Genomic DNA, 26,048 nt, shown 5'->3' with positions numbered 1-26,048 from the left:
TCCCCCAGCCAACGGAGACCCCCCATGAGACCGGCACGGCTCTGGAAGCACCCGTTCACCGCCCTCGGCGTGATCGGTACCGCACTGACGCTCGCCCTGACCGCCGCGCCCACGGCGCCCGCAACCCCCGCCCCCGAACCCGTCACCGCCGCTTCCGACGGCGGACCCGACGCCGACCACCTCCCCCTCGACACCGCAGCCGCCTCCGCCGGTACGCCCGTCGCCGTCAACGGACAGCTGAAGGTGTGCGGCACCAAGCTCTGCAACCAGCACGGAAAGCCCGTCCAGCTCCGCGGCATGAGCACCCACGGCCTGCAGTGGTACAGCCGGTGCGTCACCACGGGCTCCCTCGACGCCCTGGCCACCGACTGGAACGCCGACGTCCTGCGCATCTCCCTCTACGTCCAGGAAGGCGGCTACGAGACCGATCCCCGCGGTTTCACCGACAAGGTCCACTCGATCATCGAGCAGGCCACCGCACGCGGCATGTACGCGATCGTCGACTGGCACATGCTCAGCCCGGGCGACCCGAACCACAACCTCACCCGCGCAAAGACGTTCTTCACCGAGATCGCCCGGCGCCACCGCAGCAAGAACAACCTGCTGTTCGAAATCGCCAACGAGCCCAGCGGCGTGAGCTGGTCCACGATCAAGCGCTACGCCGAGCGACTCGTCCCCGTCATCCGGCAGAACGACCCGGACACCCCGATCCTCGTCGGCACCCGCGCCTGGTCCTCACTCGGCGTCTCCGAGGGCTCCGACGAGAGCGAGGTGGTGGACAACCCGGTCGACGCGCCCAACATCATGTACACGTTCCACTTCTACGCGGCCTCGCACCGGGACGAGTACCTGGCCACCCTGTCCCGCGCGGCCGACGAACTGCCGGTGTTCGTCACCGAGTTCGGCACCCAGGACTACGCGGGCGAAGGGGCGGACGACTTCGCCATGTCCCAGCGCTACCTCGATCTGATGGCGAGCAAGAAGATCAGCTGGGTGAACTGGAACTACTCGGACGACCACCGCTCCGGCGCCGTGTTCAAGGCCGGGACCTGCGCCGGCAACGGCCCCTGGACCGGCACCGCGTCGCTGAAGCCCGCCGGCGTCTGGGTGCGCGACCGCATCAGGACACCGGACGGCTTCCCCACCGGCTGACCGGCCCCTCGCACGGCCCTGCCCGCCCCTGTGATCCACTGGGCGGGCGGGGGCGCAGCGAACGCAGGTCACACGTCAGGAGCAGCATTGACCACCTACCGGCAGCCGGGAGTCGTCCTCGCCGACCACCGCTTCACCGTCCCCCTCGACCACGACGAGCCCGACGGCGAGCGGATCGAGCTCTACGGCCGCGAAGTCACCGCCGCCGGCCGTACGGGGGAGGACCTGCCCTGGCTGCTGTACCTGGAGGGCGGCCCTGGCAACGCCGCCCGCCGTTTCACCGGGGCGCAGGCCTGGCTCGCCCGCGCCGTCGAGGAGTACCGCGTACTCCTCCTCGACCAGCGCGGCACCGGCCGCTCCACGCCTCTGAACCGCCAGACGCTCCCGCTGCGCGGCGGACCCCGCCAACAGGCCGAGCACCTGGCCCACTTCCGCGCCGACTCCATCGTCCGCGACTGCGAGACCATCCGGCGGCGGCTCACCGGAGGGGCGCCGTGGACCGTGCTCGGTCAGAGCTTCGGCGGCTTCTGCGCCACCCATTACCTGTCCACGGCCCCCGAAGGACTGCACACCGCTCTGATCACCGGCGGACTGCCCGCCCTGGACGCGCACGCCGACGACGTCTACCGCGCCGCCTATCCGCGCATCCGGCGCAAGGTGGAGGCCCACTACGCCCGGTACCCGCAGGACGTCGAGCGCGCCCGCCGCATCGCCGCCCACCTCATGGACCGTCCCACTGTGCTGCCCGGCGGCTACACCCTCACGCCCGAAGCCTTCCAGTCGCTCGGCATCCTCCTCGGCGGCCAGGACGGCAGCCACCAGCTGCACTACCTGCTCGAGAACGCCTTCGTGCGCACCGCGTCGGGCCACGAACTGTCCGACGCCTTCCAGGAAGCCGTGCGTCCCGTCCTGTCGTTCGCCGCCAACCCGCTGTACGCCGTGCTGCACGAAGCGATCTACGCCCAGGGCGGCCGGCCCACCGGCTGGTCCGCCGAACGCGTACGCGCGGAGTTCCCGGAGTTCGGCGCGGCGACGGCGCTCGCCGGGGAGAGCCCGTTGTTGTTCACCGGGGAAACCATCCATCCCTGGCACTTCCAGGCGGACCCCGCGCTGCGCCCGCTGCGCGAGTGCGCCGAACTGCTGGCCGCCCGCACCGACTGGCCCGCGCTCTACGACCCGGCACGGCTCGCCGTGAACGAGGTGCCGGTCGCCGCGGCCGTCTACCACGACGACATGTACGTCGACACCGCCGACTCCCTGCGCACCGCCCGCGCCGTCCGCGGGCTGCGCACCTGGGTGACCGACGAGTACGAGCACGACGGGGTGAGGGCGAGCGGCACCAGGGTCCTCGACCGCCTGCTGGCCCTCGCCCGTGACGAGGTCTGACGAACCATACGTTCCGCCGTCGAGCCGGGGCCGTATCCTGCGGCCATGACGGATCAAGTGACCGAACAGCTCCAGGAGATGCCCGGCGACTGGCAGCGCGCCCTGGCCGTCGTCGCCCACCCCGACGACCTCGAATACGGCTGCGCCGCCGCCATCGCCGGGTGGACCGACGGGGGGCGCGAGGTCGTCTACGTCCTCGCCACCCGCGGCGAGGCGGGCATCGACTCCATCGCCCCCGGCGACTGCGCAGCCCTGCGCGAGCAGGAACAGCGTGCCAGCGCCGCGGTCGTGGGGGTCCCCACCGTGGAGTTCCTCGACCACAAGGACGGCGTCATCGAGTACGGGACCGGGCTGCGGCGCGACATCGCGGCGGCCATCCGCCGCCACCGCCCCGAGCTGGTCATCACGCTCAACCACCGTGACACCTGGGGCGGCACGGTCTGGAACACCCCGGACCACCGCGCCGTGGGACGGGCCACCCTGGACGCCGCCGGGGACGCCGGCAACCGTTGGATCTTCCCCGAGCTCATCTCCGAGCACGGGCTCGAACCGTGGGACGGCGTGCGATGGGTGGCCGTGGCGGGCTCCGACAACCCCACCCACGCGGTCGACGCCGGACCCGGTCTGGAGCGGTCGGTGCGCTCGCTGCTGGAGCACCGCCTGTACATCGAGGGACTGACGGACAAGGACCCGGAGGAGTACTGCCGCACCTTCCTCACCGGCATGGCCGAGGCGGCGGCGCCGCGTTTCGGCGGCCGGCCCGCCGTCACGTTCGAGGTGTTCCCGCGCTGACGCGCCCGCACTCCGGCCCCGGACCGCGCCACGCGGCCCGGGGCCGCGTCGTCTCCTCCAACGGCGCCGCGCCCGCGTCGGCGACCTGACGCGCCGCGAAGGGACCGTGCGGGCACGGGACGGCGCGGCCTGCGGATTGGCGCGGCTGGTCGTCGGGCACATCACTGGCAGTGATGTGATGCGCGACTTCCTTGTGCGACCCGAGCGGCCCATGGAGGAAATGTGACGCTTCGCCTGCGGACAGCCGCCTTGGTCGCGGTCCTCACGCTCGCCTGTACCCCAGCCGTCGGCGAGGCCGCCGACGGGTACGGGACGGACGGCAGGTCCCCGGCAGTCAGCCCCACCCCGCGTGACGTCCAGCCCCTGGACGACCGGGTCACCGTCACCTCGACCGTCACGCTGGTCGCCGACGAGGACGCCGACCCGCAGGCGCTCGGCGTCACCGAGCGGGCCCTGCGCGAGGCGGGCGCCGAGCGGATCGTGCGCGGCGGGAGTGCCGTCGATGACCGGCTGACCGTGCATGTCGGCTCCGCCGGCGCCCTGGACGCCCTGTCCGCGCTCGACGCCGAGGGACCGGAGCGACTGCCCGCCGACGGCTACGTCCTCGGAATCGGCCGCGACCGGATCGTCCTCGCCGGCAAGGACGCCACGGGCACCTACTACGCCGCTCAGACCCTGCGCCAGGTCCTGCCGCAGCGCGACCGCCCCGGCGCCCACGTGCGCGGCGTGATCGTCCGCGACTGGCCCGCCACCCCCCTGCGCGGCGTCATCGAGGGCTTCTACGGCACCCCGTGGTCGCACGCGGCCCGGCTGGACCAGCTCGACTTCTACGGCGAGCACAAGATGAACATCTACGTGTACTCGCCCAAGGACGACCCCTATCTGCGCGACAAGTGGCGTGAGCCGTACCCCGCTTCAGCGCTGGCGCGCATGGAGGAGCTGGTCGAGCGGGCGGAGCAGCGGCACGTGGACTTCACCTACGCCCTGTCCCCGGGCCTGTCCGTCTGCTACAGCTCCGAGGCCGACACCCGCGCCCTCATCGACAAGTTCCGGACGATGTGGGACATCGGCGTGCGCACCTTCGCCGTCCCGCTGGACGACATCAGCTACACGAAGTGGAACTGCCCGGGGGACCAGGCCAGATGGGGCACCGGCGGGGGCGCGGCGGGTGCGGCGCAGGCGCACCTGCTCAACCGGGTGAACCGGGAGTTCATCGCCGCCCACCCCGGTGCCGAGCCCCTGCAGATGGTGCCGACCGAGTACTACAACGTGACGGCGACCGCCTACAAGAAGGCGCTGGCCGAACAGCTCGACGCGGACGTCGTCGTCGAGTGGACCGGCATCGGCGTCATCGCGCCGACCATGACGGTCGCCCAGGCGCGCGCCGCCCGCTCGGTCTTCGCCCACCCGATCCTGACCTGGGACAACTACCCCGTCAACGACTACGTCACCAACCGCCTGCTGCTCGGCCCCTTCAGCGGCCGGGAGAAGGGCCTGCCCGCCGAACTGGCCGGCATCACCGCGAATCCGATGATCCAGCCGTACGCGTCGAAGATCGCGCTGTTCACGGTCGCCGACTACACCTGGAACGACACCGCCTACGACCCACGCGCCTCATGGCTGGCCGCGCTGCGGTGGTACGCGGGCGGCGACGGCCGCACAGAACGGGCCCTGCGGGCCTTCGCGGACGTCAACTACGGCTCGCGGCTCAACGCACAGCAGGCACCCGAACTGGCCGCCGCTTCCGCGGAGTTCTGGCAGGACGGCGACGCGGACCGGCTCCAGGCGACCCTGGACGGGCTGCGTACGGCGCCGTCGGTGCTGCGCGACCGCCTTCCCGAGCCGGGCTTCGTCGACGACGCCGGTCCCTGGCTGGACGCGACCGAGGCGTGGGCGGTGGCGGCAGGCACCGCGCTGCGGATGGTGGAGGCCGCCCGCCACGGCGACGCCGCCGAGGCGTGGGAGCTGCGCGGGCGCCTGCCCGGACTGCTCGCCACCGCGAGGTCGTTCGTCTACACGGGGCTCGGCGGCACCGAGGTGCCCGTGGTCGTCGGCGAGGGCGTGCTGGACAGGTTCGTCGAGGACGCGCGGGCCGAGCACGACCGCATCCTCGGCGTGCCCGGCGGCGTCAGGGCCGTCAGCAGCATCGGCACCTACCGGGACAACGTGCCAGCGCGGATGATCGACGACGACGACACCACGTTCTACTGGAGCAGCAGGGCGCCCGCCGTGGGCGACCACGTCGGCGTCGACCTGCGCGAGGAGCGCCCGATCGGCACCGTCGGACTGGCCATGGGCAAGCCGACCAGCCCGAACGACTACCTGCGCCAGGGGGTACTGGAGTACTCGTCGGACGGCGCCAACTGGCACCAGCTGGCTGCCTTCTCCGGGACACCGAACGTCACGGCCACCGCCCCCGAGGGCACCACCGCCCGCTATGTGCGGGCAAGAGCCACGGCACGGCAGACCAACTGGCTCGTCGTCAGGGAGTTCTCGGTGGCCACGGACAGCGCCTCCGTCAGCGGGGGCCCGCCGCCGGCGCCCGGCTCCGCACTGCGCGCCGCGGCCGACGGCGACCCGGACACCGCCTACCGGGCCGCACGCGCCCCCGAGCCGGACGAGACGCTGACCGTGGACCTCGGCGGCACGCGGTCCGTGCGGACGGTGAAGGTGCTCCAGCCCGGCGACACCGCGGCACGCGCACTCGTCGAGCTGCGCGGACCGGACGGCACGTGGCGCAGGGCCGGCGAGATCCGGCGGCCGTACTCGCAGCTGAACACGGGCAGCCGCACGGCCGACGCGGTCCGCCTGGTGTGGCAGAGCGGGACGCCGCGGATCGCCGAGGTGATCGTCCGCTAGGAATTCTCGTCCATGCGTCACGCGGTCGGGTCGGCCGGGGTGTCGCTCCGGCCGCCCGCCGGTCAGGAGGGCGCGCCGGCCAGGACTTCCACCTTTCCGGTGTCGAGCGAGTAGTAGGCGCCGACCACGGCAAGGGCGCCCTTTCCCACGAGTGGGGCCAGGTCCTGGTTGGAGCGCAGATCGGCCGCGGTCAGCCTGACCTGGGCGCGGGCCATGGTCTCGACCGGGTCGGCCCCACCCTCCCGGACTGCCTGCTCGTACGCCGGCCGCAGGGCATTGGTGATCGCCTGCAGGTTGCCGGGCAGCGGTTTGCCGTCCCGAAGGGACGTGTACGCGGCCTTGACGGCGCCGCAGCGCTGGTGCCCGAGGACCACGACCAGGGGGGTGTCACTCGTCATGGGCCCGTACTCGACGGAACCGGTGACCACCGGGCCGACCGCCTCGCCACCCGTGCGCATCACGTAGAGGTCACCCAGGCCGGTGTCGAAGAGGAGTTCCGGCGGCACCCGGGAGTCGATACACGAGAGGACCGCCCCGAAAGGCGCCTGCTCCTGGGCCACGAACTGACGCCGGTCCGGATCCCGGTCGGGGTGTTGAAGGTCCCCGCTCACCCAGCGCTTGTTGCCCTCCATCAACCTCGCGAACGCGGCGGCGGGCGTGGCGGGCCGCGCTTCCGGCGAGGTGGTCGCCGACGGGGCGGCCCTCGTCGATGAGCACCCCGCAAGGGCGAGCGCGGCGCCCGCGAGTCCGCCGGCAAGCAGCGCCCTGCGATCCGGACGTCCGGCTCTGTCCATCGGTCGTTCCCCTCATGCCGCTCGCACATGTCCCTGCGTTGTGACCGGCCCATTGTTCAGCGTGGTGTGGTGGCCCGGCGGCAGGCGCAAGCGGACGCGGTCTGTATTGCCGCAGACGGCCCACAGAACCGGCTCGGGCGGCGGCGCACCCGAAGAGGCCCGGGCCACGGCCTCGGTTACGGAAGGAGCTCCCACCGCTGACGGGGGCGTGACACTTCGACGACAGCTTCGGGTCACCCGTCCGCGCGAGATTGACAAACAGTCTTGCCGTTTCTGCAATGGAATGCATGGACGACGACGCACGGCTGGACGCCGTACTGAACGAGGTCGGGCCGAGGCTCCGCAGGATCCGGCGCGAGCGAGGCGCCACGCTCGGAGCCCTGTCGGAAGCGACCGGCATCTCGGTGAGCACCCTGTCCCGGCTGGAGTCGGGCGGACGCAGGCCCAGTCTGGAGTTGCTGCTGCCCATCGCCCGAGCCCACCAGGTGCCGCTCGACGAACTGGTCGGGGCCCCGCCCGTCGGTGATCCGCGGGTGCGGTCGAAGCCGATCGTCCGCGGTCACCGGACGATGTATCCGCTCACCAACCGGCCCGGCGGGCTCCAGGCGTACAAGGTGGTGCACAGGCCGGCCGAGGAGCCCCCCGAGCAGCGCACGCACGAGGGGTACGAGTGGCTCTACGTGCTCTCCGGCCGTCTCCGGCTGCTGCTCGGCGACCATGACGTGGTGCTGGGCCAGGGGGAGGCGGCGGAGTTCGACACCCGGGTGCCCCACTGGTTCGGCACGGCCGACGACCAGCCGGTGGAGTTCCTGAGCCTGTTCGGCCCGCAGGGAGAGCGGATGCACGTCCGGGCGAAGCCGAAGCGCGGCTGAGAATCCGGCGCGGCCGGAAGGGGTCTTCCACCATGGGCAAGCGACCGCTTAGTATGCGGCGCAGCACAGTACGCCCTACGGCTTGTGGGAGGCCCTGACATGCAGGCATGGCAAGTGCACCGGAGCGGCGAGCCGAGCGAGGTGATGCGGCTCGAGGAGGTGGACCGGCCCACGCCCGGCGAAGGGCAGGTCCTCCTGCGGGTCCGTGCCGCGAACATCAACTTCCCCGACGCGCTTCTGTGCCGGGGCCAGTACCAGATCAAGCCGCCGCTGCCCTTCACCCCGGGCGTGGAGATCTGCGGGGAGACCGAGGACGGCCGCCGGGTGATTGCCAACCCGGCGCTGCCGCACGGTGGTCTCGCCGAGTACGTGGTCGCGGACGAGGCCGCGCTGCTGCCCGCGCCCGACGCCCTGGACGACGCCGAGGCCGCGGCCCTGCACATCGGCTACCAGACCGGCTGGTTCGGACTGCACCGCAGGGCCGGACTCAAGGAGGGCGAGACGCTGCTCGTCCACGCCGCGGCCGGAGGCGTCGGCAGTGCCGCCGTGCAGCTCGGCAAGGCGGCCGGAGCCACGGTCATCGGTGTCGTCGGCGGCCCGCAGAAGGCTGCCGTGGCCCGCGAACTGGGCTGCGACGTGGTCGTCGACCGCCGCAGCGAGGACATCGTCGCCGCCGTCAAGGCGGCCACCGGTGGCCGCGGCGCCGACGTGATCTACGACCCTGTCGGCGGTGACGCCTACGCCAAGTCCGCGAAGTGCGTGGCCTTCGAGGGCCGCATCGTGATCGTCGGCTTCGCCAGTGGCGACATCCCGGCGCCCGCGCTCAACCACGCCCTGGTCAAGAACTACTCGATCATGGGCCTGCACTGGGGCCTCTACGCCCTCAAGGACCCCGCGTCCATCGCGCAATGCCACCGGACGCTGACCGAGTACGCCGCCAAGGGACTGATCAAGCCTCTCGTCAGTGAGCGGGTCCCCTTCGAGGACGCCGCCGACGCCGTCCAGCGCGTCGCCGATGGCACGACCACCGGCCGCCTCGTCGTCGTCCCGGAAGGAGCCAACCGATGAAGAAGGCACCGGACGCAGCCGAACTGCGGGAACGCACAGGGCAGTTGCTCGCCGCACACCCTCCGGCCACCACGGCGCGGGACGACTTCCTCCGGGCCCGATTCGCGGCCGGCCTGGCCTGGGTGCACTACCCCGAGGGCCTCGGCGGCCTCGGCGCGCCGCGCACCCTGCAGGCCGTCGTCGACGCCGAGCTCGCCGCCGCCGGCGCGCCCGACAACGACCCGCGCCGCATCGGCATCGGCCTCGGGATGGCCGCGCCGACGATCCTCGCCTACGGCTCCGAGGAGGTGAAGCAGCGCTTCCTCGAACCTCTGTGGACCGGCGAGGAGGTGTGGTGCCAGCTGTTCAGCGAACCCGGCGCGGGCTCCGACCTCGCGGCGCTGGGCACCCGCGCGGTCCGCGACGGCGACGAGTGGGTGGTGACCGGGCAGAAGGTGTGGACCTCCAGCGCCCATATCGCCCGGTGGGCCATCCTCATCGCCCGCACCGACCCCGACGTGCCCAAGCACCAGGGCATCACCTACTTCGTCTGCGACATGACCGACCCCGGCGTCGAGGTCCGCCCGCTGCGGCAGATCACCGGCGAGGCGGAGTTCAACGAGGTCTTCCTCACCGATGTGCGCATCCCCGACGCGCACCGGCTCGGCGAGGTCGGCGAGGGCTGGAAGGTCGCCCAGACCACGCTGATGAACGAGCGGGTCTCCATCGGAGGCATGCGGCTGCCCCGCGAGGGCGGGATGATCGGCCCCGTCGCCCGCACCTGGCGCGAACGCCCGGACCTGCGCACCCACGACCTGCACCAGCGGCTGCTGACGCTGTGGGTCGAGGCCGAGGTCGCCCGGCTCACCGGCGAACGGCTGCGTCAGCAGCTCGCCGCCGGCCAGCCCGGCCCGGAGGGCAGCGGCACCAAGCTCGCCTTCGCCCGGCTCAACCAGGAGATCAGTGGCCTGGAGGTCGAACTCCTCGGCGAGGAGGGGCTGTTGTACGACGACTGGACCATGCGCCGCCCCGAGCTCGTCGACTTCACCGGACGTGAGGCCGGCTACCGCTACCTGCGCTCCAAGGGCAACTCCATCGAGGGCGGCACCAGCGAGGTGCTGCTGAACATCGTCGCCGAACGTGTCCTCGGCCTGCCGGCCGAACCGCGCAGCGACAAGGACATCGCCTGGAAGGACCTCGCGCGATGACGGACCTGCTGTACTCCGAGGCCGAGACCGATCTGCGGGCAGCCGTCCGCTCGCTGCTCTCCGACCACGCCGACCCCGCCGCGCTCGTCGCCGGCGCCGCCGAGAGCGGCAGCCCGTACGACGTCGGTCTGTGGAAGGCCCTGGCGTCCGGCATCGGTGCCGCCGGGCTGCTCGTGCCCGAGAAGCTGGGCGGCCAGGGCGCCGGCCACCGCGAGGCGGCGGTCGTCCTGGAGGAGCTCGGCCGCAGCGTCGCCCCGGCGCCGTACCTCACCAGTTCCGTCGTCGCGACGGAGGTGCTGCTCGCACTCGGTGACGACGTGGGGGAGGCGACCGCGCTGCTCGGCGACCTCGCGGCGGGCCGCCGCACCGCCGTGGCCGCGCTGCCGCTGTCGGCCGCCGCCGACGGACCGCTCCCGGGCGGCACGGAACGCGTCACCGGCGTCGCGGACGCCGTCCGCGCCGATGTGTTCCTCGTGCTCCGGTCCGACGGCCTGTATCTGCTGGAGCGTTCCGGGGTCTCGGTCGAGCCGCAGACCGCGCTCGACCTGACCCGTCCGCCCGCCGCCGTCACGCCCGGCACGGCGGGCACCCGGATCGCGGACCGCGAGGCGGGCGAGGCGGCCGTGCGGCGGGGGCTGCTCGCGGGGGCGGGCCTGCTGGCCTCCGAGCAACTGGGCGTCGCGGAATGGTGCCTGGAGGAGACGGTCCGGCACACACGCGAGCGGCACCAGTTCAACCGGCCCGTCGGGTCGTTCCAGGCGCTCAAGCACCGGATGGCCCAGCTGTGGCTGGAGGTCGTCTCGGCGCGCGCCGCCGCCCGCGCGGCGGCGGACGCACTGGCCACCGGCAGCCCCGACGCGGCGGTGGCGGTGGCGGTCGCCCAGGCGTACTGCTCCGGGGCCGCCGTGCACGCCGCCGAGGAGTGCGTGCAGCTGCACGGCGGGATCGGCATGACCTGGGAACACCCGGCGCACCTCTACCTGAAGCGGGCCAAGGCCGACGAGATCGCGCTCGGCACGCCGGGCCTGCACAAGGAGGCTCTGGCCGCGCTCGTCGATCTCCCGGCTCCGTAACACCCCATGTCTCGGCACGCCCTTTACGTGCTGTTAATTGCGAGTGATTTGCAATAACAGTTGATCTTCAACAGGGGTGTACGAGCATGACGGGCCGATCGATAGGGGCTGCGGCCGCCACGGCGCTCGCCGCCGCGCTGACCCTCGGCGCGGCGGCCTGCTCCCACCCGGGCAGCGGCGGCGGGACCGGCGCGCGGGCCGTGGACTCCGCGGTCGTCGGCATCGCCCACGAACCCGAGACCCTCAGCCCGCTCCTCGGCTACGGCAAGGACGGCAACTCCAAGATCTTCGACGGACTGCTCGCCCTCGACGCGGTCATGTACGCCGGACGGATCGTCGAAATCGCCGGCGCAGAGAGCTTCTTCGGCGCACCCGGCCCCCGCCACCCGTACGCCCGCGGCCTGCTGAACGCCCTCCCGGAACGGGAGTTCCGCGCCCATCCCCGGCCTTCCGCCCGAACTCGCAGACCTGCCGCCCGGCTGCGCGTTCGCGCCGCGCTGCGCCCGCGCGTCGGACGCCTGCGCGGCCCTGCCCCTGCTCGCCGACGGCGTCGCCTGCCATCACGCCGAGGAGCCCGACCGTGTTTGACCTCCAGGACGTCACGGCGCCTCCCTGCGTCTCGCGCCCGGCGAGGCCGTCGGGCTCCTCGGGCCCAGCGGTTGCGGCAAGTCCACCCTCGCCCGGGTGGCCGCGCTGCTGCACCGCCCCGACGCGGGCCGTGTCGTCGTCGACGGCGAGACGGTACGCGGCTGGCGGCACGCCGCCCCCCGGGAGCTGCGCACGGCGATCGGCGTGGTGTTCCAGCAGCCCCGGCTGTCCGCCGACCCCCGGCTGACGCTGCGCGCCGCGATCGCCGAACCGCTGCGGGCGACCGGACGGCGCGCCGAAGCGGCCGGCCGTGTCGAGGAGTTCGCGCACGCCGTGGGCCTGAACGGTGAACTCCTCGGCCGCCGGCCCCACGAGGTCAGCGACGGCCAGCTGCAACGCGCCTGCCTCGCCCGCGCGCTGGTGCTCAGGCCGCGCTGGCTGGTCTGCGACGAGATGACCGCCATGCTGGACGCCTCCACCACGGCGGCCCTCGTGGCCGCCGTCGAGAGCTACCGGCAGGACAGCGGCGCCGGCCTCCTCGCCGTGGGGCACGACCACGCCCTGCTGAAGCGCTGGTGCGATCGCACCGTCCACTGGTCCGACATCGCCCGCTGACCACGCGTCAGGCATCCGTCGCGCTGGGTGCGGTGTCGCACGCGCGGATGACGAATGGCCGAACTCCTGTCCCCGCACTGCCACTTGGCGCCTCGCCGTCGGATACTCACCGAGTCCCGTCCGACTCGCCGAGCCCGGAGGCCACCGTGCCGACCACCCGTCGCAGAGCCGTCACGACGATCGCCGCCGCACTGGCGGGCGCCGTCGCCGTCCCCGCCCACGCGAAGAACGCCGAGCGCGGGGGCGGCCCCGCCGGGCCCAGGCCGCTCCGCCGGGCCCACGCCCACAACGACTACCTGCACGGACGGCCGCTCCACGACGCCCTCGCGCACGGTTTCACCAGCGTCGAGGCCGACGTCTTCCTCGTCGACGGCGACCTGCTCGTCGCCCACGAGCCCGCCGAGCTCGACCCCGCCCGCACCCTGCGCGGCCTGTATCTGGAACCGCTGCTCGCCCGTGTGCGCGCCAACCACGGCAGCGTCTACCGCGGTTACCGCCGGCCGGTGCAACTGCTCGTCGACATCAAGACCGACGGCGTCGCCGCCTACCTCGAACTCGACCGCCAACTGCGCCAGTACCGCGAGATGCTGAGCAGCTGCACCGACGGCCGCGTCCGCCTGGGCGCGGTCACTCCCGTCGTCTCGGGCGACCGCGCGGCACGCGCCCCCATGGAGGCGCAGCGCCGCAGGTACGCCTTCTACGACGGGCGCCTCGACGACCTCGCCGCCCCGTCACCCGCCCCCGCCTCCTTCATCCCGCTGATCTCCGGCAACTGGACCCACAGCTTCAGCTGGCTCGGCACGGGCGAGTTCCCCGCGGCGGAACGGGAGAGACTGCGCTCCCTCGCCGCCACCGCCCACGGGCGCGGCCGGCGGGTCCGCTTCTGGGCCACCCCCGACACGCCCGGTCCGGCGCGCGACGCCGTGTGGCGTGAACTGCTGGCCGCCGAGGTCGACCACATCAACACCGACGACCTGGCAGGACTCGAGAGGTTCCTGCGCTCGCAGGACCGCTGAGCCTCTCACCCGTACGGCGGACACGCCAGTCGGCCGTACGGGACCGCGGCTGCGCCAGACTGGCCGCCGAATGCCGCAATTCCGGCGCGGCTGAGGAGGTTGGCGATGGCCATTTCGATCTCGTTGGTGCTTCTGCTCCTCGTTCTCGCAGTGATCTTCCTGCGCAACGGTGGTCTGAAGATGTCCCATGCCCTGGTCTGCGCCCTGCTCGGGTTCTTTCTCGCGAGCACGAGCATGGCGCCGACCATTCACGAGGGCATCGCGGCGACGGCCGACGTCGTCGGCAGCCTCAGGCCATGAACGACCTGATCAGGAACCGCACTCCTTCGGGGGCCTCCAGCGAGAAGCCGCTGCCCCGGCCGTCGACCACGTCCACCACGAGCCGCGTGTGGCTCCACCGCTCGTACTGACTGCGGGACATCCAGAACGGCACCGGCTCCCCGACCCCCGTCACGCGCAGCTCGGCCAGCAGCACGTCCGACGCCCCGGTCCGGAACTCCCCGGCCGGGTAGCACATGGGCGCGCTGCCGTCGCAGCACCCGCCCGACTGGTGGAACATCAGTGGCCCGTGGGCCGCCCGCAGCCGCCGCAGCAGTCCGGCGGCCGCGGGCGTGAGCTCCACCGGGCGGCTCCCGTGCTCGTTCACAGGACGACCCCTCTCGACGGCTGACGACGCGGACGGCGACCAGTCAACTCCGCCGGGGGTTGCGGATACGTTGCACGCCGGGCCACGGCGTGCACCTGGCGGACCCCCGGCACGTCCGCGACGCCGCAGGAGCGCCGCCGGGTGATCCGGGAACCGGACCGCCCCGCGCGAAACGCGAGGTCAGGGCCGGGTCGGGGTCAGGGGCGCGCCTGGTCGGCCCGCTCCGCGTTCTTCGCCTTGACGCGCGCCGCTTCCTTCCGCACCTCGGCCTGGGTGGCCCGCTCCTTCTGCAGCCACTCGGGGAGGTCCTTCTTCAGCGCGTCGATCTGCTCCGTGGTGAGAGGTTCGGTGACCCCGCCCCGGGCGAGGCCCGCGATCGAGACGCCCAGCTTCGCCGCGACCACCGGCCGGGGGTGCGGGCCGTTGCGCCGCAGGTCCTGCAGCCACTGGGGCGGGTCGGCCTGCAGAGCGTTCAGCTCGGCGCGCGAGACGACACCCTCCTGGAACTCGGCGGGGGTGGCCTCGAGGTACACACCCAGCTTCTTCGCCGCGGTCGCGGGCTTCATCGTCTGGGTGCTCTGGTGCGACGTCATGCGTCAAGGGTATCGAGCGTGTGTGCTGCCTCTGACCACGGAAGGTAGCCTTGCGGCGTGACAGGCTCGGATGCATCCCCTTCGTTCCGGCTCGCCTATGTCCCGGGAGTGACGCCCACGAAGTGGGTGCGGATCTGGAACGAGCGGCTGCCCGATGTCCCGCTGACCCTCGTCGGGGTGGCGGCCGCGGAGGCGTTCGCGACGCTGCGCGGCGGCGGCGCCGACGCCGGCTTCGTCCGGCTGCCGGTCGACCGGACGGATCTCAGCGCCATCCCCCTCTACACCGAGACGACGGTGGTCGTGGTCCCCAAGGACCACCTCATCGCGGCGGTCGACGAGGTGACCAGCGAGGATCTCGCGGACGACATCGTGCTGCACCCGCTCGACGACACCCTCGACTGGGAGCGCCCTCCGGGACGGCCCGCGATCGAGCGTCCCGCCACGACCGCCGACGCGGTCGAGCTGGTGGCGGCGGGGGTGGGGCTGCTGGTCGTACCGCAGTCCCTGGCCCGTCTGCACCACCGCAAGGACCTGACCTACCGGCCGGTGTCGGACGCGCCCCAGTCACGTGTCGCCCTGTCCTGGCCGCAGGAGGAGACCACCGACCTGGTGGAGCAGTTCATCGGCATCGTGCGCGGGCGCACGGTCAACAGCACACGGGGCCGCCCCCCGGCCGAGGCCCAGCCCAAGGCGAAGGACAAGACCAAGGCCAGGAGCCAGGCGAAGGGCGGCGGCCGGCGGAAGCCCGCGGCCGGCACGTCGGCCGGCCGCAGCCCCAGGACCGGTTCCGGCGCCACCAGGGGCGCCAAGCGCGGCAGGCCGCGCCGCCGGTCGTAGCGCCGACGCCGCGCGACGCGGTGGACGGGCCGGAAGCGGCGCCGGGTGAGGAGCCGAGGCGCCCGGAGCGAGCCCGGTGACACGGTTCGACACCCCGTGTCGCACTCGCCAAGCAAATTCGAACAGGAGTATGGTTTCGGTCATGGCCGACACCGACTTCCCCGACGATCTGCGCACCGCCCAGACCCGCCTCCACCAGGCGACATCGGAGCTGGCCGCGCTGTGCCGCGCCCTGCCGTGGAGCGTGGAACCCCAGGCCGGGTGGGAAGGTCAGGCGCATCCGCACACCGGCGAGGTCACCGGCGGCCGCGAGGACAGCCCCGGCTGGACACCCGAGCAGAAGGCGGCCGTCGAAAGGCTCCGCGCGGAGTGCCTCGCGCTGTCCGCCACCGTGGCCACGCACCCGTACTGGAAGACCGTCGAACGGGAGAAGACCGTCGAGACCCGGATGCGGTTGAAGGCCGCCACCCGGCCCGAGGCGGTGCCCGTCGTGGACGTCGAGACCGCCGCGTAGAGCGATCGACCGAGACACCTCTTGTGCCATGTCCGATCCGACACCCCAGCTGTCCCGCCTCCAGAAGCTGCGCATCGTGGAGCAGTACCAGGCGTACCAGCTGGCGCGCACCCGGGCCGCGATCAGCGAACTGGAGGCCGCGGAGCGGCGCCGGCTGAAACAGGAGCGCGCCGCGCGCGAAGGGGCCTCGTGGAAGATCGAGCCGTCCCGGGCGACGGCGGACGACTTCGCGATCCTGCACCGCGGCGGCTGTCACATGTACAGGCGTCCGCACGGCCGGCTGAACCGCGAGGAGGCGGTGATCGCTCTCGGTGAGGCCGGCATCAGGCCGTGCGAGATCTGCCGACCGGAGGCCGGGCTCGTGTCCCCGTAGGGCGCGCGGCCCCCGGCCGGAGAGCGGTTCGGGCGCCGGGGACGCAGGCGCCGAGGCGCCGGTGGACCAGCCAGTCCGGGAGCGCCGGGGACGCAGGTGCCGGGGCCCGGTGGACCAACCCGTCCCGAGCGCGAGCACCTCGGCGACGGCCTGGCCGCGCTCGTTGCGCCAGGCGATGGCGACGGTGTCGACCGCGGTTGCCGACGGGGGTTCGTACGGGCGCCGTCCGCACGGCGGGACGCCGTCGCCCCGGTGCGGCCCGCTCGGCATACTGACCTCTCCTGATCACCGCGACTCATCAGGAGGAACCTTGGCCGCCGCCTTCAAGACCGTCATCCGGGTGGACCCGGACCGTCTCGACCAGGCCCGCGCCGTCGACCGGCTGTTCCAGGAGGCGATCGCCCCGGCGACCGTCAACTTCGACTTCGACAACATCCGGCAGGCCGCCGCCTCGCTTCCCGGCAGCGCCATCGTGAAGATGGTCCGCGGCTGGGGGCTCCAGGAGACCGCACCCGTCATGGTCATGGTGCTCTCACTCAAGGAAGCCGTCCGCCAGGCGCTCCCGGCGACGTTCGCCGACGCCTCCTGCTGGGACACCGTCGAACAGGAACTCGTCCGCGCGTTCGCCGGTCTCGGTGCGCAGAAGGGCCAACCGGGGCTCTCCTTCTACGAGGAGGGCGCCGACCGCACCCGCTACTACCGGGACCTGTTCTTCGCCCTGCAGGACGAGGAGACCGGTGAACACCTCTATGCCATCGCGATGTGCATCGATGTGACCGTCGGCCTGGGCAGGAGCGAGGTCGACGCCCTGGAGGTCTCGGACGTGGCCCCGTTCGCGATCCGGCTCGACGCCGTCGTGGTGCGGCAGGAGTTGGGGCTCGCGGCGTGACCCGCGTCTGACCCGGCGCCTGTTCGCGCCCCCGGCCCGCCGTCCCGGGCCGGATTCCGCCGCGCGTCCGCGGCGCGCCACGCGGCGCCCCCGTCTCCGATCCGGCCGGCTCGCCCGGATCAGGGCCCGCTGGGACCCCCACCGCATGTCCCGGTACAACCCCAACGCCGCGCCGTACGAAGGGCGATAGCCTGAGGCGCGTGGACGAACTCGACGGCGTGGAGATCATCGCTGTCCCGGACACCCGGGCGTTCGAGGACTGGCTGGCACACCACCACACGCGCCAGGAGGGCGTGTGGGTGAAGGTCGCCAGGCGAAACTCCGGCATCCCGTCGGTCACCAGCGACGAACTGGTGGACACGGGGTTGTGCTACGGCTGGATCTCCGGACAGCGGCGGTCGCTCGACGACCGGCACTACCTGCAGAAGTACGTTCCGCGGCGGCCCAACAGCCTCTGGTCCCGGGTGAACGTCGACAAGGTCGTGCGGCTGACGGCAGAGGGACGCATGCGTGAGCCCGGATTGGCCGAGGTCCGCAGAGCGCAGGAGGACGGGCGCTGGGCCCGGGCGTACGAGTCGCAGAAGTCGGCCGCCGTGCCGCCCGACCTCATGGCCGCGCTGGAGGCGGATCCCGGAGCCAGGAAAGCGTTCGAGGCGCTGGACAGGACCGAGCGGTACCTGCTGATGCTGCCGTTGCTGCAGGCGGGTACGGCGCGCTCGCGGCACCTGCGGCTGGGGAAGGTCCTGCGCACGCTGCGGGAAGGGCCGCCGGAATCACCCGGTTCTTGAGGCGGTCCCTGAGGGAGGACGGCAATGACGTGGGGGTATTTCGGGCCAAACAGGGACGAATCGCCGCCCACACGGGGTCGATTGAATGATCGAAATGGTGGGGGGTTAGCATATGAGCGCCGCCTAGCTCGAAAGATAAACCTGTGACTGTCAACGACGACTCGTTCACCAACTGGAAGAACCGCGAAGAGATCGCGGAGTCGATGATCCCGCTCATCGGGAAGCTGCACAGGGAGCGGGACGTCACCGTCCTGCTTCACAGCCGCTCCCTGGTGAACAAGTCGGTGGTCAGCATCCTCAAGACCCACCGGTTCGCCCGGCAGATCGCCGGTGAGGAGCTCTCCGTCACCGACACGATGCCGTTCCTGCAGGCCCTCACGACGCTCGACCTCGGCCCTTCCCAGATCGACCTCGCCCTGCTCGCGGAGGCCTACAAGGCCGACGACCGCGGACTGGCCGTCGAGGAGTTCACGGCCGAGGCCGTGGCGGGCGCCACCGGTGCCAACAAGATCGAGCGCGGCGCCGGCCGTGACGTCGTCCTGTACGGGTTCGGCCGCATCGGCCGTCTCGTCGCCCGCCTCCTCATCGAGAAGTCCGGCTCCGGCAACGGCCTGCGGCTGCGCGCGATCGTGGTGCGCGGCGGCGGTGAGCAGGACCTCGTGAAGCGCGCCTCGCTGCTGCGTCGCGACTCGATCCACGGCCAGTTCCAGGGCACGATCACGGTCGACGAGGCGAACAGCACGATCGTCGCGAACGGCAACGAGATCAAGGTCATCTACGCCAACGACCCGTCCGAGGTCGACTACACGGCGCACGGCATCGACAACGCCATCCTGATCGACAACACGGGCAAGTGGCGCGACCGCGAGGGTCTGTCCAAGCACCTGCGCCCCGGCATCGACAAGGTCGTCCTGACCGCTCCGGGCAAGGGCGACGTCCCCAACATCGTGCACGGCGTCAACCACGACACGATCAAGCCGGACGAGCAGATCCTGTCCTGCGCGTCCTGCACCACCAACGCGATCGTCCCGCCGCTGAAGGCGATGGCGGACGAGTACGGCGTCCTGCGCGGCCACGTGGAGACCGTCCACTCGTTCACCAACGACCAGAACCTGCTGGACAACTACCACAAGGCCGACCGCCGGGGCCGCTCCGCGCCGCTCAACATGGTCATCACCGAGACCGGCGCCGCTTCGGCCGTCGCCAAGGCGCTGCCCGACCTCAAGGCGCCGATCACCGGCAGCTCGATCCGGGTGCCGGTGCCGGACGTCTCGATCGCGATCCTCAGCCTGCGCCTGGGCCGCGAGACCACCCGCGACGAGGTCCTCGACTACCTGCGCGACGTCTCGCTGCACTCGCCGCTCAAGCGCCAGATCGACTTCACCACGGCTCCCGACGCGGTCTCGATGGACTTCGTCGGCTCGCGCCACGCCTCGATCGTCGACGCCGGCGCCACCAAGGTCGACGGTGACAACGCGATCCTGTACCTCTGGTACGACAACGAGTTCGGCTACTCCTGCCAGGTCATCCGCGTCGTCCAGCACGTCTCCGGGGTGGAGTACCCGACCTACCCGGCTCCGGCGGTCTGATTCCGTTCCGAAGGACTCCCTCCGATCCCGGTGCCCGCCTGTCGCGGCACCGGGATCAGGGGTTGCGGTCCGGGCGGGACCGGGCCCGCCCTGCCCGGCTCCCGTTCGTCCTGCCGCGAGCCTTGAGCTCAACTCCCGTTCCGTCCAGGCACACCACCCTGCCCTTGGGCTCCCCAAGGCCTCCGAGGGACATATGGTGTACTGCTTCCTATACTGGAGCAAAGCCTCCGACCGGCCTGCCATGCTCACGCGGAGGTTCCATGGCTGGTTTCACGGTCCACCTGGACGAGCACGCGGGGGCCTCGTCCACACACGCGCTCGTCATCGGGGTCGGGGCGTACACGCATCTGGACGGCGGGAAGTCCCCGACCGACCACCCGGGCGCCGTGGGGATGCGGCAGTTGTCCTCGCCACCCCTCTCGGCGCGCGCCTTCGCCACCTGGATGATCGACGCGTACCACGACAGGGGCAGACCGCTGGGGAGCCTGGCCCTCCTGCTGAGCGAGGCGGATCCCGCCCCCTTCGTCCACCCGAGGACGCAGACGGCGCACGTGGTGGAAGCGGCAACCATCGACAACATCGTGCACGCCGTCACGGAGTGGAAGGAGCGGGGAGACCACGACGAGGCCCGGCTGGTCTTCTACTTCTGCGGCCATGGCGTGTCGCTGGGGTTCGACACGTCTCTCCTCGCAGCGGACATGTTCGCCGACCGGAACAGTCCGCTGAACGGCGCCCTGCACTTCGAGGCACTGCACAGGGGACTCAACAGCTGCCGGGCCGCCCAGCAGGTCTTCTTCGTCGACGCCTGCCGGGCCGGCTCCGACAGACTGGACAAGCTGGTGGGCAGGGACGTCCTCGGCCGGGTGCCGGTCGCCGGTAACCTGCGACCCGCCGGTTTCGTGCCACGAGAACACGCCGTCATCTACGCGACCCTGCACGGCGAGGAGTCCTTCGCGCGCACGGGCACCGTCAGCCTGTTCACCGACGCGCTGCTGCGCAGCTTCGACGGCGCCGGAAGCGAGAACACCGAGGACCGTGTGTGGCGGGTGACCACCGACACGCTCAAGCGCGCGGTCGGCCGCTTCATGAGAGAGCCTTCGTTCGCGGGCACCCTGGCGGGAGCCGCGGTACCGGTCAGCCCCGAGTCGTTCGACTTCGACTTCCACGAACTTCAGGCCGAGCCGATCGTCCCCGTGTACATCGGCTGCAGGCCCAAGGAGGACAACGCGCGCGCCGAGTTCACCTGCCGGCGACACGGGCAGGAGGAGCGACGACGCCCGCCGCCCGCCCCCGGCGAGGAACCCGACCTCAGCGAGTGGGCCCTGTTCCTGCCGTTCGGGCGGTACCAGGTCGAGGCCGTCCTCGGTCCCGAGGACCTGCGCAGGGAGGAACTCGACGCCCGGCCCCCGCTGTTCCGCATCGGACTGGCCCGGCCATGAGCACCGCACTCGCCATAAGGCTCTTCCTCGCCTCCGCCGGGGAGTCCGAGGCCGCGGTGATCGTCGGCGACATCCACTCGGCCGACCTCAGCGGCGAGACCCGGCGCAACATCCTGATCCCCTGCGGCGATTCGCCCCGGCCCAGGGCGTATCCGGTGACACCCGGACGCTACCTCGTGTCCGCGACCCTGCCGTCCGGGCTGGTGCTCACGCAGAACGCCGTGGCGGTGGAGGGCGAGGAGACCCCGGTGGACTTCGTCATGACGGACTCGCCGTACGAGACCCACTCCTGGCAGTACCTCATGGGCAACATCGAGCCGGGCAGGGTCTACCACGGTCCCGGCCGGATCCCGCTCGCCCGGTCGATCGCCTCACGGTCCATGGTCGCCCCCCTCGCCGGACCGGACGGCTCCGTCCCCGAGACGGCCGTCGACCTGACCGAACTCGCCACCTGGATCGGCGACTCCCGCCCCACGAGCTGGTCCTTCGCCTCGATGCTGGCACTGGCGGAGAACGACGACGCGCCGGGGCTCGCCGTCGCCCGGGCGATCGCGCGGGGTGAGCCCCGTGTCCTGCCTGCGCCCGACGCGCGCGGGGAGGCGGTCACACCGCTCTACCGGTTCGGCCCCAGCGGCCCCGTCGGAACCCCCGACGCGCCCGTGGGCGAGCGGCAGTTCCTGGTCGTGGAGGCAGCCGGATCCCTGCGCCTGGTCACGCTTCCCCTGCCCTGGGGCACCCGCGAGGTCGAGGTGCTGGTCAATCTGCGGCAGAGCCCGACGGGCAGCGCCGTCGCCGTGGCCGTCCGCGACCCGGCCGTCGGCGCGGGCCTCGCCTACATGTCCCAGGGCGCCCTCGCCACCGCGGCCCAGCTCTTCACCGATGTGGAGGGAATGCTCCACTCCACGTCCCGGAACCCCATCGGGGCGGCAGCCGGGGCCTATGTCCTCGTCGGCACCGACCACTCGGCGGACGAGACGTACTGGGACCCGTGGCTGGAGCGATTGTCCGAGGGCTTCCCCTGGCTCAGCGACGGGGCGATCCTGCGGGCGGTACGGCTGCTGCGCCGGGCCTCGCAGGACAGGCGGCGGGCCCGGGACGGGCTGATCGAGGCCTTCGACCGCGGCATCCCGTACTGCACGCTCGGCCTCGCCTGGCTCATCGACGGGCTCTCCGCCTTCCCCGACGACCCCGAGTGCGTACGCCGCCTCCACGAGGCGCGCCGGCTGTCGTGGCTGGCCGACGTGCGCGAGCCGTTCCTGATTCTCGACCTGCGGCAAGGGAGTGCGTGATGATCCGGCTCAGGATGCTGCCGGCGGAGGACGGCGACTGTCTGCTCCTCGAGTACGGCAACGACGAGTTCGTCCGGCGGATTCTCGTCGACGGCGGACGACACGGCACCTACGAGCGGATCAAACCGCTGCTCGCCGGTCTGGGCGGCCGGATCGACCTGCTCGTGGTGACCCATGTCGACCAGGACCACATCCTCGGTGTGCTGGCGTTGCTCGACGACCCCGACCGGCCGGTGGAGTTCGGGGACGTGTGGTTCAACGGCTTCGACCATCTCCACGACCGGGAGATCTTCGGCGCGGTGGACGGGGAACTGCTCACCACCGCGCTCATCAGCCAGGGCCTGCCCTGGAACAAGGCGTTCGACGGCCGCAGTGTCGAGGTGGGCCATCCGCTGACCTGGTTCGACGACGGATCCTCGATGGAGGTGCTGGCGCCGGACCGCCGACTGCTGGAGTCGCTGATCACGACATGGAAGACGAAGTGCCGGGAGGCCGGGCTGATCCCGGGAGTGGACCCCCTGGAACGGGAGCCGGTGCCGGGCGTCGAACGCTTCGGCGTGATCGACGTCGACGAACTGGCCGCCATGCCGTTCAAGCGGGACGGTTCCCCGACCAATCCGACCAGCATCGGCCTGCTGTTCGAGTTCGAGGGCACCCGGATCGTCTTCACGGGCGACGCGGACGACCCGCGCCTGGTGGCCTCGCTCCGGCCGCGCGCCGAGGCCGAGGGCGGGCGACTGCGGATCGACGCCCTGAAGGTCGCCCACCACGGCAGCGCCAAGAACCTCTCGAACGACCTGCTCGGCCTCCTCGACTGCGGCCGCTACCTGATCTCCACCAACGGAAGAGTCCACGGCCACCCGGACGACATCGCCATCGCCCGGATCCTCAAGCACGGCGGGGCGACGAAGGATCTCGTCTTCAACTACCGTGGCAGGGCGGCCGACTGGGACCTCGACGGCCTGAAGGAGCAGTTCGGCTACCGCGTACTGGCACCCGCACCGGCCGACGAGGACGGCTTCGTCACCGTGGAGTTCTGACGGACGGGCCCACGTCCGGGCACACCGTCCCGCTGAAGCAGCGCCCCTTGGGCCGACGTCGGCCGCGGCAGCGCCCGGCAGCCGCGTCCCCGTCGGGCGTGAGCCGGTGACGCCCACGCCGAGTTCGCTGGCTGTTCCGCCCGCCCTCCGCGGCCGGCCGGATCCGTCAGGGACCAGGCCGGCGGGCTCAGAGGCGGGAGTCGGGATGGCGGATGCCCCGGTGATCCGAGCACGCCGGACACACCGCTCAGGCTCCCACGACCCCGTCCACACCCTCGCGGAGAAAGTCCGCGTGTCCGTTGTGGCGGGCGTACTCCAGGAGCACGTGGATCAGCACCATGCGCAGGGACACCTCCTTGCCCCACCGCGGCTGGTATCCGGCCAGGTCGAGTGACTCGGCGTCGCGTTCGATGCGGCGTGAGTTCTCCACCTCGGCGTCCCACGCCGCGAACGCCTCGGCTCTGGTCGACTCGCCGGCGTCGTACGCGGCCTGGAAGTCGATCGTCTCGGACCAGACCATCGGCGCATCGTTGTCATCGAACACCCGGCGGAACCACGCGCGCTCCACTTCCGCCATGTGCCGGACCAGGCCGAGCAGCGAGAGAGTCGAGGGCGGCATCGACCGCAGCCGCAACTCCTCGTCGGTGAGCCCGTGACACTTCATGGCGAGTGTTGCGCGGTGGTAGTCGAGGAAGGCGCGCAGCATCTCGCGTTCGCTGCCGAAGCGGGGCGGACCGATACGGCTGTCGGGAGTCATCGTGGTCCTCTCCGGTCGAGGGGCGGGTCCCAGAAGACCGCCGTGCCCAGCGTGGTCGTCCACGCCCGTGACCTCCGGGACTCGGTCACGCGGCGGACCGTCTCCACGGCCTCTTCGGCGCCGCGACACAACGCGGTGTTCGCGGCGACGGACACCGCGTCGACGGGGAGAACGGCGGACTCCGTGGACGCGGTCGCCCGGAGCGCCGACGACACACCGCCGGCGGGCTGGCCGGAGCCGTCCCACCGACGGTGTGGTGGTGCGGTTACTTGATGCCGAGGAGCTGCTCCAGCGGGTCGATGGCGAAGTAGACCAGGAAGAGCGCTGCGGTGCCCCAGAGCAGCCAGTGCACCTCGCGGGCCTTGCCCAGGCACGCCTTGATGACCACGTAGGCGATGAAGCCGGCGCCGATGCCGTTGGTGATCGAGTAGGTGAACGGCATGACGACGATGGTCAGGAAGGCGGGGACGGCGACGTCGTAGCGGTCCCAGTCGATGTGCTTGACCTGGGTCATCATCAGGAACCCGACCGCGACGAGGGCCGGGGCCGCGGCCTGGAGAGGCACGATCGTCAGGACAGGGGCGAGGAACAGCGCGAGCGCGAACAGGCCGCCGGTGACGAGATTGGCCAATCCGGTGCGCGCGCCTTCGCCGACACCCGCCGCGGACTCGATGTAGGTGGTGGCCGACGAGGCGGAGGAAGCGCCGCCGGCGACCGCGGCCGCGCCGTCGATGAGCAGGACGCGGCCCAGACCCGGGACCTGACCGCGCTCGTCGAGGAGGCCGGCTTCGGCTGTGACACCGACGACGGTGCCCATGGTGTCGAAGAAGTCGGACAGGATGAGGGTGAAGACGAGCAGGACGACGGTCAGCACACTGACCTGACCGAACGAACCGAGCAGGTCGAACTGGCCCAGGAGCCCGAAGTCGGGGGCGGCGACCGGATTGCCGGGCAGCGAGGGCGCGGTCAGGCCCCAGGTCTTGACGTCGGCGATCTCGTTGACGATGACGGCGACGACGGTCATCAGGACGATGCTGATGAGGATGGCGCCCTTCACCTTGCGGGCCAGGAGGACGATCGTCACCAGCACGCCGAGGCAGAAGACGAGCATGGGCCAGCCGGTGAGGGTACCGGTGCCGAGCTGGACGGGCACGGTGGTGTTCGCGGCATCCGGGATGCGGGTGACGAACCCGGCGTCCACGAACCCGATGAAGGCGATGAACAGGCCGATGCCGACGCTGATGGCCTGCTTGAGGGGTTGTGGGATGGCGTGCATGACGGCCTCGCGCAGGCCGGTCATCACCAGGACGCAGATCAGCAGACCTTCGAGCACGATGAGGCCCATCGCGTCGTCCCAGCTCATCAGCGGCGCGACCTGGAAGGCGACGACGGCGTTGAGACCCAGGCCCGCGGCCAGGGCGAGTGGCAGGTTGCCGCCCACGCCCATGATCACAGTCATCACAGCGGCCACCAGCGCTGTCGCGGTGGCCAGTTGCGCGGCGTCCAGCTGCTCACCGAACTTGTCCTCGGTGCTGCCGAGGATGATCGGGTTGAGCACGAGGATGTACGCCATGGTGAAGAACGTGGCGAACCCGCCGCGTATCTCCCGGCCGTAGGTCGAGCCGCGTTCGCTGACGCGGAAGAACCGGTCGAGCGGGCCGTGCGCTCTGGGGGCCGCGGCGTCGGCCGGGCCGGTCGTGCTGGTCTGCATGACTGCGTCTCCTGGACCTGCAGGTGCGAGGGGGAAGGCATGGCGGTGGTGCCGGGCGCGTGAGGCAGCCAGTTGTGCGAACACACATACGGCACCTTGCAAACGGATCATACGCGTCAGGGACGTGATCTCAATTACCTTGCGATGGCCAGGGGTTGACTTCTGCTGCCGCCCCTGTTGT

The 26,048-nt window shown here is 71.7% G+C and carries 24 protein-coding genes and 3 pseudogenes; 22 read left to right on the top strand and 5 right to left on the bottom strand.

Annotated elements, in window-relative coordinates:
* Positions 1-24: 24 nt before the first annotated feature.
* The 4 genes from AB0K02_RS14380 to AB0K02_RS14365 all read left to right on the top strand — a co-directional run bounded on the left by AB0K02_RS14380 (position 25) and on the right by AB0K02_RS14365 (position 6,189).
* The gene (locus AB0K02_RS14380) at positions 25-1,152 is read left to right on the top strand and encodes a glycoside hydrolase family 5 protein (protein ID WP_365992713.1); all 1,128 of its coding nucleotides are present in this window, start codon (positions 25-27) and stop codon (positions 1,150-1,152) included.
* An 87-nt stretch (positions 1,153-1,239) separates the two neighbouring features.
* Positions 1,240-2,538 carry an alpha/beta fold hydrolase gene (locus AB0K02_RS14375; RefSeq protein ID WP_365992712.1) on the top strand — a complete coding sequence of 433 codons (1,299 nt, stop codon included), beginning with the start codon at positions 1,240-1,242 and terminating at the stop codon, positions 2,536-2,538.
* 45 nt (positions 2,539-2,583) lie between these two features.
* A complete protein-coding gene (locus tag AB0K02_RS14370; protein WP_365992711.1) occupies positions 2,584-3,330 on the top strand; it encodes a PIG-L deacetylase family protein in 747 nt (248 codons plus the stop codon).
* 222 nt (positions 3,331-3,552) lie between these two features.
* The gene (locus tag AB0K02_RS14365) at positions 3,553-6,189 is read left to right on the top strand and encodes a beta-N-acetylglucosaminidase domain-containing protein (protein WP_365992710.1); all 2,637 of its coding nucleotides are present in this window, start codon (positions 3,553-3,555) and stop codon (positions 6,187-6,189) included.
* Between the two features lie 62 nt (positions 6,190-6,251).
* Here the strand turns inward: AB0K02_RS14365 and AB0K02_RS14360 are convergent, their stop codons facing one another.
* A complete protein-coding gene (locus AB0K02_RS14360; protein WP_365992709.1) occupies positions 6,252-6,983 on the bottom strand; it encodes a carbonic anhydrase in 732 nt (243 codons plus the stop codon).
* A 278-nt stretch (positions 6,984-7,261) separates the two neighbouring features.
* Here AB0K02_RS14360 and AB0K02_RS14355 point away from each other — a divergent pair, with 278 nt between their 5' ends.
* The 9 genes and pseudogenes from AB0K02_RS14355 (at position 7,262) to AB0K02_RS14315 (ending at position 13,702) form a co-directional block, all read left to right on the top strand.
* Positions 7,262-7,855 carry an XRE family transcriptional regulator gene (locus AB0K02_RS14355; RefSeq protein ID WP_365992707.1) on the top strand — a complete coding sequence of 198 codons (594 nt, stop codon included), beginning with the start codon at positions 7,262-7,264 and terminating at the stop codon, positions 7,853-7,855.
* Between the two features lie 99 nt (positions 7,856-7,954).
* Positions 7,955-8,923 carry an NADPH:quinone oxidoreductase family protein gene (locus tag AB0K02_RS14350; RefSeq protein ID WP_365992706.1) on the top strand — a complete coding sequence of 323 codons (969 nt, stop codon included), beginning with the start codon at positions 7,955-7,957 and terminating at the stop codon, positions 8,921-8,923.
* On the top strand, positions 8,920-10,110 hold the full coding sequence (locus AB0K02_RS14345) for an acyl-CoA dehydrogenase family protein (RefSeq protein ID WP_365992704.1): 1,191 nt from the start codon (positions 8,920-8,922) through the stop codon (positions 10,108-10,110). The genes AB0K02_RS14350 and AB0K02_RS14345 overlap by 4 nt, the downstream gene beginning before the upstream one ends.
* Positions 10,107-11,183: an acyl-CoA dehydrogenase family protein gene (locus AB0K02_RS14340; protein WP_365992703.1), complete on the top strand. Its 1,077-nt coding sequence runs from the start codon at positions 10,107-10,109 to the stop codon at positions 11,181-11,183. The genes AB0K02_RS14345 and AB0K02_RS14340 overlap by 4 nt, the downstream gene beginning before the upstream one ends.
* An 86-nt stretch (positions 11,184-11,269) precedes the next feature.
* Positions 11,270-11,503, top strand: a pseudogene (locus tag AB0K02_RS14335) (ABC transporter substrate-binding protein); the annotation flags it as partial.
* Positions 11,495-11,771: pseudogene (locus tag AB0K02_RS14330) on the top strand (oligopeptide/dipeptide ABC transporter ATP-binding protein); the annotation flags it as partial. The pseudogenes AB0K02_RS14335 and AB0K02_RS14330, both read left to right, overlap by 9 nt.
* 21 nt (positions 11,772-11,792) lie before the next feature.
* Positions 11,793-12,386 (top strand): annotated as a pseudogene (locus AB0K02_RS14325) (ATP-binding cassette domain-containing protein); the annotation flags it as partial.
* 191 nt (positions 12,387-12,577) lie between these two features.
* Positions 12,578-13,402, top strand: a complete 825-nt coding sequence (locus tag AB0K02_RS14320) for a phosphatidylinositol-specific phospholipase C/glycerophosphodiester phosphodiesterase family protein (protein ID WP_365992788.1) — start codon at positions 12,578-12,580, stop codon at positions 13,400-13,402.
* Between the two features lie 105 nt (positions 13,403-13,507).
* Positions 13,508-13,702, top strand: coding sequence for a hypothetical protein (locus AB0K02_RS14315; RefSeq protein WP_365992702.1), 195 nt, complete (start codon positions 13,508-13,510; stop codon positions 13,700-13,702).
* On the opposite strand, the gene AB0K02_RS14310 is transcribed toward AB0K02_RS14315, so the two are convergent.
* Together AB0K02_RS14310 and AB0K02_RS14305 are read right to left on the bottom strand one after the other, a co-directional pair.
* Positions 13,692-14,048 (bottom strand): DUF779 domain-containing protein, encoded by a 357-nt coding sequence (locus AB0K02_RS14310; RefSeq protein WP_365992701.1) that lies wholly within the window; start codon positions 14,046-14,048, stop codon positions 13,692-13,694. The genes AB0K02_RS14315 and AB0K02_RS14310 overlap by 11 nt on opposite strands.
* Positions 14,049-14,245: 197 nt before the next feature.
* Positions 14,246-14,641 carry a DUF5997 family protein gene (locus tag AB0K02_RS14305; protein WP_365992700.1) on the bottom strand — a complete coding sequence of 132 codons (396 nt, stop codon included), beginning with the start codon at positions 14,639-14,641 and terminating at the stop codon, positions 14,246-14,248.
* 57 nt (positions 14,642-14,698) lie between these two features.
* Here AB0K02_RS14305 and AB0K02_RS14300 point away from each other — a divergent pair, with 57 nt between their 5' ends.
* The 9 genes from AB0K02_RS14300 (at position 14,699) to AB0K02_RS14260 (ending at position 23,399) form a co-directional block, all read left to right on the top strand.
* Positions 14,699-15,478, top strand: a complete 780-nt coding sequence (locus AB0K02_RS14300; RefSeq protein ID WP_365992699.1) for a LysR family substrate-binding domain-containing protein — start codon at positions 14,699-14,701, stop codon at positions 15,476-15,478.
* Positions 15,479-15,620: 142 nt separating this feature from the next.
* A complete protein-coding gene (locus AB0K02_RS14295; protein WP_365992698.1) occupies positions 15,621-15,992 on the top strand; it encodes a hypothetical protein in 372 nt (123 codons plus the stop codon).
* Between the two features lie 28 nt (positions 15,993-16,020).
* Positions 16,021-16,365: a DUF6233 domain-containing protein gene (locus AB0K02_RS14290; protein WP_365992697.1), complete on the top strand. Its 345-nt coding sequence runs from the start codon at positions 16,021-16,023 to the stop codon at positions 16,363-16,365.
* A gap of 310 nt (positions 16,366-16,675) precedes the next feature.
* The gene (locus tag AB0K02_RS14285; protein ID WP_365992696.1) at positions 16,676-17,254 is read left to right on the top strand and encodes a Type-2Aa cytolytic delta-endotoxin; all 579 of its coding nucleotides are present in this window, start codon (positions 16,676-16,678) and stop codon (positions 17,252-17,254) included.
* Between the two features lie 200 nt (positions 17,255-17,454).
* A complete protein-coding gene (locus AB0K02_RS14280) occupies positions 17,455-18,042 on the top strand; it encodes a YdeI/OmpD-associated family protein (RefSeq protein ID WP_365992695.1) in 588 nt (195 codons plus the stop codon).
* Between the two features lie 143 nt (positions 18,043-18,185).
* Positions 18,186-19,631 carry a glyceraldehyde-3-phosphate dehydrogenase gene (locus AB0K02_RS14275; RefSeq protein WP_365992694.1) on the top strand — a complete coding sequence of 482 codons (1,446 nt, stop codon included), beginning with the start codon at positions 18,186-18,188 and terminating at the stop codon, positions 19,629-19,631.
* Between the two features lie 260 nt (positions 19,632-19,891).
* Entirely contained in the window at positions 19,892-21,070 is a 1,179-nt protein-coding gene (locus AB0K02_RS14270; RefSeq protein ID WP_365992693.1) for a caspase family protein, read from the top strand.
* Positions 21,067-22,359 carry a hypothetical protein gene (locus tag AB0K02_RS14265; protein WP_365992692.1) on the top strand — a complete coding sequence of 431 codons (1,293 nt, stop codon included), beginning with the start codon at positions 21,067-21,069 and terminating at the stop codon, positions 22,357-22,359. The genes AB0K02_RS14270 and AB0K02_RS14265 overlap by 4 nt, the downstream gene beginning before the upstream one ends.
* Positions 22,359-23,399: an MBL fold metallo-hydrolase gene (locus AB0K02_RS14260; RefSeq protein ID WP_365992691.1), complete on the top strand. Its 1,041-nt coding sequence runs from the start codon at positions 22,359-22,361 to the stop codon at positions 23,397-23,399. The genes AB0K02_RS14265 and AB0K02_RS14260 overlap by 1 nt, the downstream gene beginning before the upstream one ends.
* Positions 23,400-23,646: 247 nt before the next feature.
* On the opposite strand, the gene AB0K02_RS14255 is transcribed toward AB0K02_RS14260, so the two are convergent.
* Both AB0K02_RS14255 and AB0K02_RS14250 read right to left on the bottom strand, forming a co-directional pair.
* Positions 23,647-24,156, bottom strand: a complete 510-nt coding sequence (locus AB0K02_RS14255; protein ID WP_365992690.1) for a DinB family protein — start codon at positions 24,154-24,156, stop codon at positions 23,647-23,649.
* Between the two features lie 265 nt (positions 24,157-24,421).
* Complete coding sequence (locus tag AB0K02_RS14250) at positions 24,422-25,867, bottom strand: NCS2 family permease (protein ID WP_365992689.1); 1,446 nt, start codon at positions 25,865-25,867, stop codon at positions 24,422-24,424.
* Between the last annotated feature and the right edge of the window lie 181 nt (positions 25,868-26,048).

It is taken from the genome of Streptomyces sp. NPDC049597 (genome assembly GCF_040675505.1).
In the GTDB taxonomy this organism is placed as follows: Bacteria; Actinomycetota; Actinomycetes; order Streptomycetales; family Streptomycetaceae; genus Streptomyces.
Note: the sequence above shows the minus strand (reverse complement) of the source record. Positions and strands in the feature narration are given on the sequence as shown.